The following is a 15,155-nucleotide window of genomic DNA, read 5'->3' as shown; positions in this document are numbered from 1 at the left end:
AAAAAAAGGCACACAATAGCTAATGACAGCGCAATTTGAACACGTATCCGTATTAATGGATGAGACCATCGATGCTCTTGCAATTAAGCCAGACGGTATATACATGGATGGTACATTTGGACGTGGTGGCCACTCTGGGCAAATTTTAGCACGCCTTGGTGATGAAGGTCGCCTGCAAGCAATTGACCAAGATCCACAAGCAATACAATCAGCTGAAAAATTTGCTGATGACCCACGTTTTGCAATTGCACACACTCGCTTTTCAAACTTATACGAAGTAGCACAGCAAAACGATCTAATTGGTAAAGTCGATGGCATTTTATTAGACATTGGTGTTTCGTCACCACAACTAGATGACGCTGAGCGTGGCTTTAGTTTTATGAAAGACGGCCCACTCGATATGCGTATGGACCCTACAACAGGTCGCAGTGCAGCACAGTGGTTAGCAGAGGCTGAGTTGGATGATATTACCCACGTAATTAAAAAATTGGGCGAAGAAAAGTTTGGTAAACGCATTGCACACAAAGTACTTGAAGTTCGTGAGCACACGCCAATCACAACTACCAAGCAGCTTGCTGACCTTGTTGATGAAGCTGTACCGGTAAAAGATAAGTTTAAACACCCAGCTACCCGTACTTTTCAGGCTATTCGTATTTACATTAATAGTGAGCTTGAAGAAATTCAAACTGCGCTTCAGTCTGCAGTTAAAGTGCTAAAGCCAGGCGGACGTTTAGTGGTGATTTCGTTTCATTCTTTAGAAGACCGTATTGTAAAACAGTTTATTAGAAAACAGAGTAAGGGAGAAGCATTACCCAGAGGTCTGCCTTTAACTGATGCACAAATAAATAAAAATCTGACGTTAAAAGCAGTGGGTAAAGCTATTAAGCCAAGTGCTGCAGAAGTAGAGCGTAATCCACGTTCTCGTAGTTCTGTACTTAGGATTGCACAGAGGTTGGGATGAGTAAAAAAGCGAGCTATCGGCAACCTAATTTATTCTTTGAAATATTAAAAGGCCTAGGAGCTAATAAGCTAACCTCGGCCTTGTTGGTTGTGATATTCGCTTCTAGTTTAGCTGTTGTGCAAACAACCCACTTAGCTCGTGGCCAACTTATACAGCAAGATCAATTATTACAAGAACGCGATGAGCTCGATTTAGAGTGGCGCTACTTACTTGTTGAAGAAGAATTTTATTCGCAACATGCACGCATTGAAGAAGTAGCTACATCACAATTGAAAATGAAAAGACCTACGAGTCAAGATGAGCAGGTAATAATAGTACAATGAGAAATAGAGGCAAAAAACCAGTCACTAATTTAATCACATGGCGCTTTATGCTGGTGTGTGCAGTTGTGTTTATGGTGTTTGTAACACTCGTATCTCGCGCTGCTTATTTACAAGTAATAGAACCTGATAAAGCACGTTCAGAAAGTGACAAACGTACCGTGCGCGTTGAAAAACTACATGTGCAACGCGGGATGATTTTTGACCGTAATGGTAAAGAGTTAGCGGTAAGTGTGCCTGTTGTAAGTGTATATGCTGATCCTAAAGCATTGCACAAGTCGATAGTCTCTAAAGTAATTAAACAAGCACGTAAAAGCGGCGAAGATCATTTATCTTTAGCTGAAAATACCGCTGAGCTTGATAAGCGTACTGCACTTTATTATAAAAACGATTTACGCTGGCGTGAGCTTGCTGATGTATTGCGCATTGATCCTAAGAAGATTAACTCTCGACTATTAAACGATCCCTCGCGTCGCTTTGTTTATTTAAAGCGCCAAGTTACTCCTGCTGTAGCAAATTATATTGGCGATTTACGCCTACCAGGTATTCATTTACTAGATGAATCTAAACGCTATTACCCCGCCGGTGAGGTTAGCGCGCATGTTATTGGTTTTACTAATATAGACGGTAAAGGCATTGAAGGTATTGAAAAGCTATACGAAAACGCTTTAACGGGCGAGGAAGGCCGCCGCACTATACGTAAAGACGCACAAGGGCGTGAAGTAGAAGTGCTTGACGAGCGTGAGCGCGTAGAGCCAGAAAGTATAGAACTAAGTATTGACCAACGAATTCAAGCTATTGCCTACAAAGCTGTAAAATCAGCTGTACTGACTTACAAAGCCACATCGGGCTCAGCTATGGTAGTTGATGTTAAAACCGGTGAAGTGCTGGCAATGGTAAATAGTCCTTCATTTAATCCAAATAACTTAAGCGATGCTGCACCTCATAAGCGTCGTAATCGCGCAATTACAGATTTGTTTGAACCAGGCTCAACTGTTAAGCCTCTAGCCATTTTGGCTGGGCTAGACTACGGCGCCATTCAGGCAGATGACACGATTGATACCTACCCAGGTTGGATGCGTTTAGGTGGTAGTTTAGTTAGAGATACTCGTAATCATGGCGAACTAACACTGCGCGAAATACTAAAGTACTCCTCAAATATGGGGGTTGCGAAGGTTACTCAGTTAGTGCCTAAAGATTACCTTGTTGGCTTATATCAAAAAGTAGGCTTTGGCAGTGACACCGGTACTGGAATGGTAGGTGAAAGCAGCGGTTTGTTTTATCCAAATCGTCGTTGGTCTGACTTTGAAATTGCAACTTTATCATTTGGTTATGCAATTTCGGTAAGTACTGCGCAAATGGCGCGCTTTTATACCATGTTAGGCGCTGGTGGAGTTAATCGACCACTGACTATTTTAAAGCAAGATAATATACCTGAAGGCGAACGTATTTTTAAACAAAAAGACGTAGAAGCCGTAGTCCACATGATGGAAAGTGTATTTGAAAAAGACGGTACTGCTCGCAACATAAAAGTTGATGGGTATCGTGCTGCCGGTAAAACAGGTACATCTAAAAAAGCCGTAGCAGGTGGTTATGGTGATGAATATGTAGGTTACTTTGCAGGTGTAGCACCGGCAAGTAATCCTCGTTTAGCCGTGGTAGTTATGATTAATGAACCAGGTGGTGATGTGTACTATGGAGGTGCCACCGCTGGCCCTGCATTTGCAGAAATCATCTCTAACGCATTAAGAATATTAAACGTAGCGCCTGACAAGGAAGAGGTTGCGTACGTACAAGGTAAAGATAACGATGCGTGATTTAAAGGATATTTTAAAATACATCGAAATAGATGCGCCCTCGCAACTGGTTAAGCATTTACGCCTTGATAGCCGTGAAGTAACGCCAGGTGATGTATTTGTTGCTATTAAAGGCCATACACTTGATGGCGGACAATTTATTAATAAAGCAATTGAAAATGGCGCAATAGCTATCATTGCTGACAGATTATGTGAATTTGAAAGCAGTTTTGAGCCACTGTATTTAGTCTCAGAGCTTGATAAAAAGCTTCCAGAATTAGCTAGTCGCTTTTATAGCCAACCAAGTCAGACTCTTGATTTAATTGGTGTGACAGGTACAAATGGTAAATCGACCACCACAGCAATGATTGCCCACTTAGCACAGTTTTGTAGTACTGAGTCGGCTATTATAGGTACTTTAGGTTATGGCCATCCTGATAACTTAATTCCACTGATAAACACAACGCCTTCAACAGTTGATTTACAGCATATTTTGAGCGATTTAAATTCGCAGCATAAAAAGCTGGTAGCCATGGAAGTATCATCTCATGGGTTAGTGCAACAACGCGTTGCTAAATGTCAGTTTAAAGCGGCTGTGTTTACTAATCTTTCGCGCGATCACTTAGATTACCATGGTGATATGGCAAGTTACGGTGATGCGAAATTAATGCTTTTCCGTGATTTTGAGCCGCAAGTTGTAGTGCTCAATCAAGATGACTTTCAAGCTGAGCAATGGCTTGAAAAGTATGATTTTAATAACCTAATTTGTTATGGCCGCAAAAACTTAGCTCCTAAGAATGCCCGATACGTTTATTTTTCTGATGTTGAATATTCAAGTGAAGGTATTTCGGCGCAGCTGTCGACAAGTTGGGGTGATATTTCAATTAAATCGCCTCTGTTTGGCGAATTCAACTTATATAACTTAACGGCAGCGCTCGCTACATTACTAGGGCTAGGTTATCCGCTTGAGCAACTAGTTGCTGGTTGTGCGCAGTTACAGCCAGTTGCTGGTCGAATGCAAGCTTTTAGTCAAGCTGGCATGCCAACGTGTGTTGTTGATTACGCCCATACACCCGATGCACTTGCACTTGCATTACAAGCATTGCAGTTGCATGTGCCAGGTGGTGTAAGTTGTGTATTTGGTTGCGGTGGCGACAGAGACAAAGGTAAGCGCGCATTAATGGCGCAAGCTGCAGAGCAAAACGCTAATAAAGTGATTATTACCAGCGATAACCCTCGATCTGAAAATCCTGATGACATTATTGCAGATGTAGCAGGCGGTCTAACCCATCCTCAAAATGCACATTTAGAGGCTGATAGAGCAACTGCAATTCGTTTTGCTATAGAAAATGCTACAGCTGATGATGTTATTTTGATTGCAGGTAAAGGCCACGAAGATTATCAAATTATAGGCGATAAGCGCATCGACTTTTGCGATCGCCGCTATGTACAAGAACAACTAAAAAAAGCAGTAAGAGGGATAACACAATGATCCCAATGGATTTTGATTGGTTAGCTAATGTGCTAACAACTGATTATCAAGGTGATAATCAACACGTGCTAAATATAAATACTGATACTCGCACAGTGTGCGATGGCGAAGTGTTTTTAGCACTGAAAGGGCCAAATTTTGATGGCCATAAATTTATAGCTGAGGCTAAACAAAAAGGCGCTATAGGCGTTATTGTTCAGCACAAAGTTGATGTAGATATTCCACAATTTATAGTAAGCGATACACGTATTGCACTAGGTACAATTGGCACCGCTGTTATGGCCCAAGTGGCGCCTAAAACAATTGCAATTACAGGGAGTGTAGGCAAAACCACCGTAAAAGAAATGTGTGCGGCAATTTTGTCGGTTCACGGTGATGTATTAGCTACTAAAGGTAATTTTAACAACGATATTGGCGTCCCTCTTACGTTATTGCGCTTAGAGCCTCAACATCGTTTTGCGGTTATTGAACTAGGTGCAAATCACTTAGGTGAAATTGCTTACACTACTGCAATGACAAAACCAGATGTAGCCGTTGTATGTAATGTTGCAGCAGCCCACTTAGAAGGTTTTGGTAGCTTAATGGGCGTTGCAAAAGCTAAAGGTGAGATTTTTGATGGCCTAAAAGATGACGGCGTTGCCATTGTTAATTGCGATAGTGAATTTAGCCAGTATTGGTTAGATAAACTTGAAGGGCGTAATGTTAAACGCTTTTCTACAATCGAAAAACTAGACATTTGGGCAGAGAACATCACGCTTGATGCCAATGCACGTGCAAGCTTTACGCTTTGCACTAAAAACAAGCAAGTGCCTGTTACTTTGGCACTACCTGGTAAGCATAATATTAGTAATGCACTTATCGCTGCGGCGCTGACCAGTGAATTTGATGTAACCCTTGAAGAAATAGCCAATGCACTTGCCACAATGGGTGATGTAAAAGGGCGCGTTAATTTAATTGAAGTATCTGATTTACTTACCGTGGTTGATGATACCTATAATGCCAATGTTAAGTCGGTAAAGGCTGCGATTGACTTGTTAAGTGATATGCAAGGTCACCGCATTTTAGCACTCGGAGATATGGGTGAGCTTGGTGAAGATGCACGTAAGTATCATCAAGAAGTTGGCGAGTATGCACTTGAACAAGGGATTGATGAGTTATTTACATTAGGCGTGTTAAGTAAATACGCAAGTGATGTGTTTGAACTTCCTAATCGCCACTTTTCGAGCCGCGAACAGATGCAGCAAAAAATTCAAGAAAGTATTAATAAAGTGAATAAAAAAACAACAATAGTAGTGAAAGGATCGCGCAGTTCTCGCATGGAATTATTAGTAACCGATTTAGTTAATGGCCAGCAACAAGCCATCAATGGAGTATCATAATGTTAGTTTGGCTGGCAGAGTATTTAACACAGTATTTTAGTGGTTTTCATGTTTTTTCGTATTTAACGCTACGTGCCATTTTAGGTATTTTAACTGCGTTAATTATGTCTCTTTATTTAGGGCCTAAGTTAATTCGTGGTTTGCAACGTATGCAAATAGGTCAAACAGTTCGCGACGATGGTCCGCAATCGCATTTGTCTAAGTCGGGTACACCGACAATGGGTGGCTTACTTATTTTGGCGGCTATTTTTACCAGCACGCTACTTTGGGCCGAATTATCAAATAAATATGTATGGGCAACACTGTTTGTAATTGGCTCGTTAGGTATTGTCGGCTTTGTTGATGATTACCGTAAAGTTATTCGTAAAGACCCAAAAGGTTTAATTGCTAAGTGGAAGTACTTTTGGCAATCGGTCATTGCATTAGTTGTAGCTACTGCTTTGTACTTTACCAGTGCACAAGCATCTGAGACATCACTTGTTGTTCCATTTTTTAAAGACGTGTTACCGCAATTAGGTTTGTTTTATATCGTGCTTACGTATTTTGCCATAGTAGGTACATCAAACGCGGTAAACCTGACCGATGGCTTAGATGGTTTGGCGATTGTGCCAATTATTTTGGTGGCTGCGGCATTGGCAATTATTGCTTATTTAACAGGTAATATTAACTTTTCGGCTTACTTACATATTCCACATTTACCGCTAGCGAGTGAGCTTGTCGTTGTGTGTACTGCCATTGTGGGCGCAGGGCTTGGCTTTTTATGGTTTAACACTTACCCAGCACAAGTATTTATGGGCGATGTTGGCTCATTAGCACTTGGTGGTGCATTAGGTATTATTGCTGTTTTAGTACGCCAAGAATTACTGCTTATTATTATGGGCGGTGTATTTGTAATGGAAGCACTATCGGTAATATTACAAGTGGGTTCGTATAAATTGCGCGGACAACGCATTTTTAGAATGGCGCCGATTCATCATCATTATGAATTAAAAGGTTGGCCAGAGCCTCGCGTTATTGTGCGCTTTTGGATTATTTCTGTTGTGCTAGTGCTTGCTGGCTTAGCTACTTTAAAGATTCGATAAATGCAGTATTTAAACGAGATAAAAAACAAACAAATAACAGTGCTCGGACTCGGTGTAACCGGTCTGGGCATTGTGCGTTTTCTATTATCTCATGGCCTCACACCAAAGGTCGTTGATAGCCGAGTAACCCCACCGGGGATTGATTGGTTAAAAGAGCACGCGTCAAATCTAGATACCCACTTTGGTAATTTGGATGACGCTGAGCTTTGTTCAAACGATATGATTATTATAAGCCCTGGGCTTAGCTTAAAAATACCAGCTGTTGAAAATGCAATTAACGCAGGTGTTGAAGTGATTGGCGACGTTGAGTTGTTTGCTCGTATTAATACAAAACCGGTTGTTGCTGTAACAGGCTCTAACGGCAAATCAACCGTGGTTACGCTTGCTTATGAAGTATTAAAAGAAGCCGGCTATAAAGTTGCTTTGGGTGGGAATATTGGCACCGCGGTGCTTGATTTGCTCAATGATGATTTTGATGTGTATGTACTTGAGTTATCTAGTTTTCAGCTAGACACCACAACGAGTTTAAAACCTGTGAGTGCAACGGTATTAAATGTGTCAGAAGATCATCTTGATCGATACGACAGTTACCAAGCTTATATAGACTCAAAGCTAAGTATTTATGACTGTGCAGAGCTGATAGTTGTCAATGCAGACGATATTCAAACTCATCCAGTTGAGCGCGGTACAACCCCCCTAATCAGCTTTGGTGCTCAACAAGGTGATTACCATTTAGCACAGCATAATGGCGAAACTCATTTTATGCTTAAAGGCGATGCATTTTTACCTGTTGATACCCTTGCGGTAGTGGGTAAGCACAATTATTTAAATACGCTTGCAGTAATGGCGCTTTTGAGTCCGTTTGAAGTAAGTAAAGCGCAATATAAGAACGCGTTAGGTCAATTTAATGGGTTGGCTCATCGCTGCCAATTTGTAGCTGAGCTTAACGGTGTAAAGTATTTTAACGATTCAAAGGCAACGAATGTTGGAGCGACCATTGCTGCAATAGATAGCTTGGCTTGTGATGGTGAAAACCTGATTGTTATTGCAGGTGGCGATGCTAAAGGCGCTGATTTAAACGCACTTAAACCCTACATAGAACAGCATGTAAAAGCATTAATTTGTTTTGGTAAAGATGCAAGTGACTTAGCTGCGATTACCAATAAGAGCTATTTAACTAACAACATGGAAGAAGCCGTTGCTTTGGCCAACGTACTTAGTAGTACAGGCAATATTGTTTTGTTAGCACCTGCATGTGCCAGCATTGATATGTATAACAACTATATGCAACGTGGTGATGACTTTATTCAATGTGTTATGGCAGGGCAACTATGATTGCTTTTGCCGATATAAGAGATGCATTAACACCAAAACCTTCAGGTCAGTTGTATGATGTACCGCTGTTGTACTGCGTAATTATGTTAATTGGTGTTGGTTTTATCATGGTAACCAGCGCTTCAATGCCGACTGCTGAGCGGTTATTTGATGACCCATACCATATTACTATTCGCCACAGCATGTTTTTGGCAATGTCTTTTGTGCTTTTTTGGATAAGTGTTTGTGTGCCAATGGATTGGTGGAAACGATCCAACCCTTATTTATTAATACTAGGCATGGTGCTGTTAATAGCTGTATTGATTGTTGGGCGTGAAGTGAATGGTGCTAAACGATGGATACCTATTGGTCCTGTTGGTTTTCAGGTGGCTGAGGCCGCTAAATTATACTTTTTTAGTTATATTGCGGGTTATTTGGTAAGAAAACGCGAAGAAGTACAAGAAAATATTAAAGGCTTTGCAAAGCCAATAGCTGTATTTGCAGTGTATGCGCTGCTTATTTTACTGCAACCTGATTTAGGCACAGTGGTTGTTATGTTTGTAACAACGGTTGGTTTACTGTTTTTAGCTGGCGCTAAATTATGGCAGTTTTTTGTACTTATTCTAACTGGCGTCGGTTTGGTTGTATTACTGATTATTGTTGAACCATATCGAATGGCGCGTGTTGTTGGCTTTTTAGACCCTTGGGATGATCCTTTTGGTAAAGGTTATCAGTTGGTTCAATCGCTAATGGCTTATAGCCAAGGTGGTTGGTTTGGCCAAGGCTTAGGTAACAGTGTACAAAAACTGCAATATTTACCTGAAGCGCATAACGATTTTATTTTTGCTGTAATAGGTGAAGAACTTGGTTTAATAGGCGTTGTAAGTATTTTAATGGTATTAGCTACTTTAGTATTTAGAGCGTTATTAATAGGCCAACAAGCGCTTAAGTGTGGCAAAGAATACGAAGGCTATTTTTCGTTTGCCATTGGTATTTGGTTTGCATTTCAAACCATGGTGAATGTAGGTGCGAGCGCGGGTATTTTGCCAACTAAGGGTTTAACCCTGCCATTTATTTCTTATGGTGGTTCAAGCTTGTTAATTATGACCATTGCCACGGGCATTTTATTGCGCGTTGATTTTGAAACCAAAATGGCAACCAAACAAGCCACCTCACGTGGAGGCAAGCGATGAGTAAAAAATTAGTAGTAGTGGCTGGTGGAACTGGCGGACACATTTTTCCTGGTATTGCAGTGGCTGATTATTTAAAACAGCAGGGCTGGCAAGTTAGCTGGATTGGCACACCAGATCGAATGGAAGCAAGCGTTGTACCTAAGCATAATATAGATATTGATTTTATTAATGTAAAAGGTGTTCGTGGTAACGGATTAAAACGTCTTATTAAAGCCCCATTCATGGTAGTTAATGCAGTATTGCAAGCGCGTAAGGTATTGAAAGAACAGCGCCCTGATGTAGTACTTGCAATGGGCGGTTATGTTACGGGACCCACGGGAATTGCCGCAAAGAGTTTAGGTATTCCGTTAGTTATTCACGAGCAAAACGCTGTAGCGGGTATGAGCAATAAACTGCTAGCTAAGGTGGCTACACGTGTATTAGCAGCATTTCCAAGTGCTTTTGCACAGGGTCAAGCCGAGCTAGTAGGTAACCCAGTTCGCCAAAGCGTTATGAATATAGCCAAACGCGATGTATCAAGCCCTATTAATATTTTAGTGGTAGGGGGCTCGCTCGGTGCACAAGTGCTTAATCAAACATTACCAGAAGCATTTAAAGTACTAAATAATACAGCTCCTATAAGCGTATGGCATCAAACAGGTAAAGGTCATTTATCTACTGTAGAAACAGCTTATAAAATGCATGGCTTTGCGGATGGTAATACAAAAATAGCTGAATTTATTGATGATATGGACGCGGCGTATAGCTGGGCTGATATTGTTGTTTGCCGCGCTGGTGCATTAACTGTTAGCGAAATTGCAGCAGCAGGTAAAATGGCTGTTTTTGTTCCCTTTCCACATGCCGTGGATGACCATCAAACAGCAAACGCACAATATTTAGTGATGGCTAATGGCGCATTATTAATGCCACAAGGGCAGTTTAATAAACAATCAATTGTTGAACTATTAAGCCCATATTTAGCCCAACCTTCATTAATTACTGAAATGGCTACAAATGCAAAAAAACAAGCCATTTTAGATGCCACAGCAAGCGTAGCAACGCACTGTGAGCAAGTAACAAATAAGAGAAAATAAGTGAAAGAAACGTCAGTACAAGAAAAACACACGCGCCCAGCAATGCGCCGAATAGAAACCATTCACTTTATTGGTATTGGTGGAGCCGGTATGGGCGGTATTGCTGAAGTACTCGCTTTTGAAGGCTACCGTATTACAGGTTCTGACATTGCTCATAGCGCTATGACAGATCGCTTAATTAAAGCCGGTGCTGAGGTATTTATTGGCCATCATGAAAATAACGTGAAAGATGCCAATGTAGTGGTTGTTTCAAGCGCGATTGATGAAACAAACCCTGAAATTATTGCAGCTAAGGCCGCAAGAATCCCTGTTGTGCGCCGCGCAGAAATGCTCGCAGAACTAATGCGTTTTCGCCACGGTATAGCAATTGCGGGTACGCATGGTAAAACAACGACAACAAGCCTAATTGCAAGTATTTATGGACAAGCAGGGCTCGATCCAACTTTTATTATTGGTGGCTTGTTAAATAGCGCAGGTAGTAACGCAAAAGTAGGCAAAAGTGATTTTTTAATAGCAGAAGCTGATGAAAGCGATGCGTCGTTTTTACACTTACAGCCAATGGTCTCGGTGATCACAAATATCGAAGAAGATCACATGGATACTTATGGCGGCAGTCTTGAAAAAATGAAAGACACGTATGTCGATTTTATTCATAACTTGCCGTTTTATGGTTTAGCTGTTGTATGTATTGATTCTGAAGTTGCAGCTGAGCTTATCCCGCGCTTTGGTCGCCCAGTTATTACGTATGGCGAATCGAAAGATGCTGATTATCGCATGAGCGACTTTAGCCAATCAGCTAATACGTGCACATTTACAGTAACTAACAAACAAGGTGAGTGTTTAACTGCCACATTGAATATGCCAGGTAGACACAACGCACTTAACGCAACCGCTGCGATTGCTGTTGCAAAAGATCAAAACATTGCGAATCATGCAATTTTAGAAGCGCTGCAGAAGTTTGAAGGCATTGGTCGTCGTTTTCAGCACTATGGTGAATTTGAAAACGAGCGGGGCAATGTGATGTTAGTTGATGATTACGGGCATCACCCTTCAGAGGTTGCAGCAACAATTGCAGCAGTGCGTGAAGGTTGGCCTGATAAGCGTTTAGTAATGGTATATCAACCTCATAGGTTTTCTCGCACACGCGACTTATACGAAGATTTTGTAAAAATTCTTGCTGATGTAGATCAGTTACTATTGCTTGATGTGTATAGCGCTGGTGAAGATCCTATTGCAGGGGCCGACAGCAAAAGTTTATGTCGTAGCCTCCGCCAACGTGGCAAAGAGCCGCTGCACGTAGCAACAAATGCTGAGCTTGCAGGTGTTTTGGCCGCAAATTTACAAAACAATGATTTAGTATTAACCCAAGGCGCTGGTAATATAGGTCAGTTAGTTAAAACATTAGCTGCAACGGGTATGTCGATAGAAAAACTTAAGCAAGGTGAAGTATGACTCAGGTAAACACACAATTTGGTAAAGTAGCGGTACTGCTAGGTGGTAACTCAGCAGAGCGTGAAGTGTCTTTACGATCGGGTCAGGCTGTTTTAAATGCGCTGCAAAATTGTGGTATTGATGCAATTGCATTTGACCCACAAAGTCGTTCTTTGTGGGAGTTAAAAGAATTAAATGTAGATCGCGTTTTTATCGCTTTGCATGGCCGTGGTGGCGAAGACGGCACAGTGCAGGGGGCACTTGAATTTATGAACTTGCCTTACACGGGCAGTAATGTACTCGGTTCAGCACTTGCTATGGATAAAGTACGTTGTAAGCACTTATTTAAATCAGCGGGTTTAAGTACTGCACCTTATACCGTAGTTGATGCTAAAAAAGGTTTTGATGCTAAAGCCATTATGGATGAATTTAAAAAGGTAATGGTTAAGCCATCGCATGAAGGTTCAAGCATAGGTATGGCGCAAGCAAGTACAACACAAGAGCTTGAAGATGCACTAGCTAATGCATTTAAGTTTGATAACCAAGTACTTGTAGAGCAGTGGATCACTGGTCGTGAGTTTACAATCACGGTACTTGGCGACGATGTACAACCAGTCATTGAGATGACGACACCTAATGGCTTTTACGATTACCAAGCTAAGTATCAATCAAATACAACCCAGTATCATTGCCCTGCAGATTTATCAGAGCAAGATACTAAGTACTTACAAGCCATATCGCTAGATGCGTTTGATTTAGTGGGTGCAAGTGGTTGGGGTCGTGTTGATGCTATGCAAGACGAGCAAGGGAATTTTTACCTGCTTGAAGTAAATACAGTACCAGGCATGACTGAAAAGTCACTAGTACCGATGGCTGCAAAAGCGAACGGGGCAAATTTTGAACAATTAGTTGTTCGCATTTTAGAGCAAACGCTTTAATATGCATCCCCTTTTAGAAAAAGCTCAACAACTAAAACAGCAACTTAACTTTAATTGGTCGCTGATTTTTGGAGTGAGTTTTTTTCTGGTTGTGGTTATAGGCTTAGTACAAATAACCACCGGTGTATCTGATTGGTTAGTTGAAAATAAAGATGCTCAAATTAAGCACCTTACAGTGCAAGGGCATCCCAAATACACAGATGAAACGGCAATTATAAAAGCAATTAAAAAAGCCGATTTAAGCAGTTTTTTTGAACTTGATGTTAAGCACGTGCAGCAGCTAGTTCAAGACTTGCCTTGGGTTGCTACCGCTTCGGTACGTAAACAATGGCCTGATACTATACAGGTGTATGTAGTTGAACATGAAGTAGTTGCCCACTGGAATAGCGACTTGTTGCTCAACCAAAGTGGCCAAGCATTTCAAGCCAGCAGCGATAAGTTAGATGATAACTTACCGCAGTTATATGGCCCAGAAGGTAGCGAAGAAGAGGCGTGGGTTGCTTTTAAGCAATTTGATGAAATGCTCAGAGTTAATGGTTTAACATTAACAAGTTTGGCATTATCGGAGCGTTTTTCGTGGCAACTTTGGCTAGATAACGGGATTCGCTTAAATTTAGGGCGTAAAGATAAAGCCAAGCGTGTACAACGTTTTATAGACGTTTATCCACGAATGGAACAACGTGCAGATGCACAAGTAGATACAATCGATTTACGGTATGATACCGGCCTTGCAGTAAGCTTTAAGCCAATGCAAGAAGAACAATTACAAAATAAGAGTAAGGCATGACTAAGTCAGCAGAAAGAAACCTAGTAATAGGATTAGACGTTGGCACCTCGAAAGTGGTTGCCACGGTAGGTGAAATCACCGCAGATAACAAGCTCAGCATTGTTGGTGTGGGCAGCCAAGTATCTCATGGTATGGATAAAGGCGGCGTTAACGATTTAAACTTAGTGTCTGAGTCTATTCGACGAGCAATAGACGAGGCCGAGTTAATGGCTGATTGTCGTATAAGCTCTGTGTATTTGGGTATTTCTGGCAAACATATACAGTGCCAAAACGAAAGTGGTGTGGTGGCAATCAATAACACCGAAGTCACTGACGAAGATATTGAAAACGTAATACATATTGCGCGTTCTGTGCCTATTTCAGCAGAGCGTAAAATGCTACATGCATTGCCACAAGAATACAGCATTGATATGCAAGAGGGCATTAAAAACCCACTAGGCATGAGCGGCGTTCGTATGGAAGCGCGTGCACATATCATTACGTGCTCAAACGATATGGCAAAAAATATCGAAAAATGTGTAGAACGCTGTGGTCTTGAAGTCGATCAACTTATCTTTACTGCACTTGCGTCTTGCTATTCTGTACTAACAGATGACGAAAAAGAGCTAGGTGTTGCAGTACTTGATATTGGTGGCGGTACTATGGATATCACCATTTATATCAATGGCGCACTTCGTCACTCTGCGGTTATTCCAGTGGCGGGTAACCAAGTTACTGGTGATATTGCAAAAATATTTCGCACACCTATATCACATGCCGAGTCACTCAAAGTACAATACGCATGTGCTAGTAGCCAAATGGCAAGTAGCGAAGACACAATTGAAGTACCAAGTGTAGGCGGACGACCAGCAAGGCTAATGTCGCGCCATACATTATCTGAGGTGGTAGAGCCTCGTTTTAGAGAATTATTTGAGCTTGCGATGGAAGAAATTCGTCGTTCAGGCTTAGAAGACCAAATTGCGGCAGGTCTCGTTATTACAGGCGGAACCGCTAAAATGACTGGCGCGATGGAAGTGGCAGAAGACATCTTCCAAATGCCAGTAAGAATAGGCAAACCAATCGGGATGGTTGGTTTGACAGACTATGTAGATGATCCTTCGTACGCAACCGCTGTTGGTTTGTTACAATACGGGCGTACCATGCAATCGATGAATGCACAAAAGTCGAAAGCAGAGGATAACACTAATTGGTGGAACCGCATTACTAAATGGTTCCAAGGCGAGTTTTAAGACTCAAGTCGGAGAGTAAACATGTTTGATATAATGGAACAACACAGCGAAGAAGCTGTAATAAAAGTAATCGGCGTGGGCGGTGGTGGCGGTAACGCTGTTGAGCACATGGTTAAACAACAAATAGAAGGCGTGCGTTTTATAGCCGCTAATACGGATG

At 41.6% G+C, this 15,155-nt stretch carries 13 protein-coding genes and 1 pseudogene; all 14 read left to right on the top strand.

Annotation, left to right across the window (positions count from 1 at the left end):
* The first annotated feature begins 22 nt into the window (after positions 1-22).
* Positions 23-961, top strand: coding sequence for a 16S rRNA (cytosine(1402)-N(4))-methyltransferase RsmH (gene rsmH / locus L655_RS0122470; RefSeq protein ID WP_024606338.1), 939 nt, complete (start codon positions 23-25; stop codon positions 959-961).
* Entirely contained in the window at positions 958-1,284 is a 327-nt protein-coding gene (gene ftsL, locus L655_RS0122465; RefSeq protein WP_002957986.1) for a cell division protein FtsL, read from the top strand. Before rsmH ends, ftsL begins: the two co-directional genes overlap by 4 nt.
* On the top strand, positions 1,281-3,098 hold the full coding sequence (locus tag L655_RS0122460; protein WP_024606337.1) for a penicillin-binding transpeptidase domain-containing protein: 1,818 nt from the start codon (positions 1,281-1,283) through the stop codon (positions 3,096-3,098). The genes ftsL and L655_RS0122460 overlap by 4 nt, the downstream gene beginning before the upstream one ends.
* Positions 3,091-4,569, top strand: a complete 1,479-nt coding sequence (murE, locus tag L655_RS0122455) for a UDP-N-acetylmuramoyl-L-alanyl-D-glutamate--2,6-diaminopimelate ligase (protein WP_024606336.1) — start codon at positions 3,091-3,093, stop codon at positions 4,567-4,569. The genes L655_RS0122460 and murE overlap by 8 nt, the downstream gene beginning before the upstream one ends.
* Complete coding sequence (gene murF / locus L655_RS0122450; RefSeq protein WP_024606335.1) at positions 4,566-5,948, top strand: UDP-N-acetylmuramoyl-tripeptide--D-alanyl-D-alanine ligase; 1,383 nt, start codon at positions 4,566-4,568, stop codon at positions 5,946-5,948. Before murE ends, murF begins: the two co-directional genes overlap by 4 nt.
* Entirely contained in the window at positions 5,948-7,030 is a 1,083-nt protein-coding gene (mraY, locus tag L655_RS0122445) for a phospho-N-acetylmuramoyl-pentapeptide-transferase (RefSeq protein ID WP_024606334.1), read from the top strand. The genes murF and mraY overlap by 1 nt, the downstream gene beginning before the upstream one ends.
* Positions 7,031-8,365: a UDP-N-acetylmuramoyl-L-alanine--D-glutamate ligase gene (gene murD / locus L655_RS0122440; RefSeq protein ID WP_024606333.1), complete on the top strand. Its 1,335-nt coding sequence runs from the start codon at positions 7,031-7,033 to the stop codon at positions 8,363-8,365. It begins immediately after the preceding gene.
* A complete protein-coding gene (ftsW, locus tag L655_RS0122435; protein ID WP_024606332.1) occupies positions 8,362-9,537 on the top strand; it encodes a cell division protein FtsW in 1,176 nt (391 codons plus the stop codon). Before murD ends, ftsW begins: the two co-directional genes overlap by 4 nt.
* Entirely contained in the window at positions 9,534-10,610 is a 1,077-nt protein-coding gene (gene murG / locus L655_RS0122430; protein ID WP_024596376.1) for an undecaprenyldiphospho-muramoylpentapeptide beta-N-acetylglucosaminyltransferase, read from the top strand. The genes ftsW and murG overlap by 4 nt, the downstream gene beginning before the upstream one ends.
* Complete coding sequence (gene murC / locus L655_RS0122425; protein WP_024606331.1) at positions 10,611-12,062, top strand: UDP-N-acetylmuramate--L-alanine ligase; 1,452 nt, start codon at positions 10,611-10,613, stop codon at positions 12,060-12,062.
* A complete protein-coding gene (locus L655_RS0122420; RefSeq protein ID WP_024606330.1) occupies positions 12,059-12,979 on the top strand; it encodes a D-alanine--D-alanine ligase in 921 nt (306 codons plus the stop codon). The genes murC and L655_RS0122420 overlap by 4 nt, the downstream gene beginning before the upstream one ends.
* Position 12,980: 1 nt before the next feature.
* Complete coding sequence (locus L655_RS0122415) at positions 12,981-13,766, top strand: cell division protein FtsQ/DivIB (RefSeq protein ID WP_002957996.1); 786 nt, start codon at positions 12,981-12,983, stop codon at positions 13,764-13,766.
* Positions 13,763-14,995, top strand: coding sequence for a cell division protein FtsA (gene ftsA, locus L655_RS0122410; RefSeq protein ID WP_024606329.1), 1,233 nt, complete (start codon positions 13,763-13,765; stop codon positions 14,993-14,995). The genes L655_RS0122415 and ftsA overlap by 4 nt, the downstream gene beginning before the upstream one ends.
* Before the next feature lie 21 nt (positions 14,996-15,016).
* A pseudogene (locus L655_RS1000000127335) lies at positions 15,017-15,155 on the top strand (cell division protein FtsZ); the annotation flags it as partial.

The organism is Pseudoalteromonas sp. TAE79, assembly GCF_000498015.1.
GTDB lineage: Bacteria > Pseudomonadota > Gammaproteobacteria > Enterobacterales > Alteromonadaceae > Pseudoalteromonas.
This window is presented reverse-complemented; position numbering and strand designations above follow the sequence as displayed.

Excerpts from the sequence above, each read along its gene's own strand:
- rsmH (WP_024606338.1), top strand. The coding sequence starts at position 23 with ATGACAGCGCAATTTGAACACGTATCCGTATTAATGGATGAGACCATC.
- ftsL (WP_002957986.1), top strand. The coding sequence starts at position 958 with ATGAGTAAAAAAGCGAGCTATCGGCAACCTAATTTATTCTTTGAAATA.
- L655_RS0122460 (WP_024606337.1), top strand. The coding sequence starts at position 1,281 with ATGAGAAATAGAGGCAAAAAACCAGTCACTAATTTAATCACATGGCGC.
- murE (WP_024606336.1), top strand. The coding sequence starts at position 3,091 with ATGCGTGATTTAAAGGATATTTTAAAATACATCGAAATAGATGCGCCC.
- murF (WP_024606335.1), top strand. The coding sequence starts at position 4,566 with ATGATCCCAATGGATTTTGATTGGTTAGCTAATGTGCTAACAACTGAT.
- mraY (WP_024606334.1), top strand. The coding sequence starts at position 5,948 with ATGTTAGTTTGGCTGGCAGAGTATTTAACACAGTATTTTAGTGGTTTT.
- murD (WP_024606333.1), top strand. The coding sequence starts at position 7,031 with ATGCAGTATTTAAACGAGATAAAAAACAAACAAATAACAGTGCTCGGA.
- ftsW (WP_024606332.1), top strand. The coding sequence starts at position 8,362 with ATGATTGCTTTTGCCGATATAAGAGATGCATTAACACCAAAACCTTCA.
- murG (WP_024596376.1), top strand. The coding sequence starts at position 9,534 with ATGAGTAAAAAATTAGTAGTAGTGGCTGGTGGAACTGGCGGACACATT.
- L655_RS0122420 (WP_024606330.1), top strand. The coding sequence starts at position 12,059 with ATGACTCAGGTAAACACACAATTTGGTAAAGTAGCGGTACTGCTAGGT.
- L655_RS0122415 (WP_002957996.1), top strand. The coding sequence starts at position 12,981 with ATGCATCCCCTTTTAGAAAAAGCTCAACAACTAAAACAGCAACTTAAC.
- ftsA (WP_024606329.1), top strand. The coding sequence starts at position 13,763 with ATGACTAAGTCAGCAGAAAGAAACCTAGTAATAGGATTAGACGTTGGC.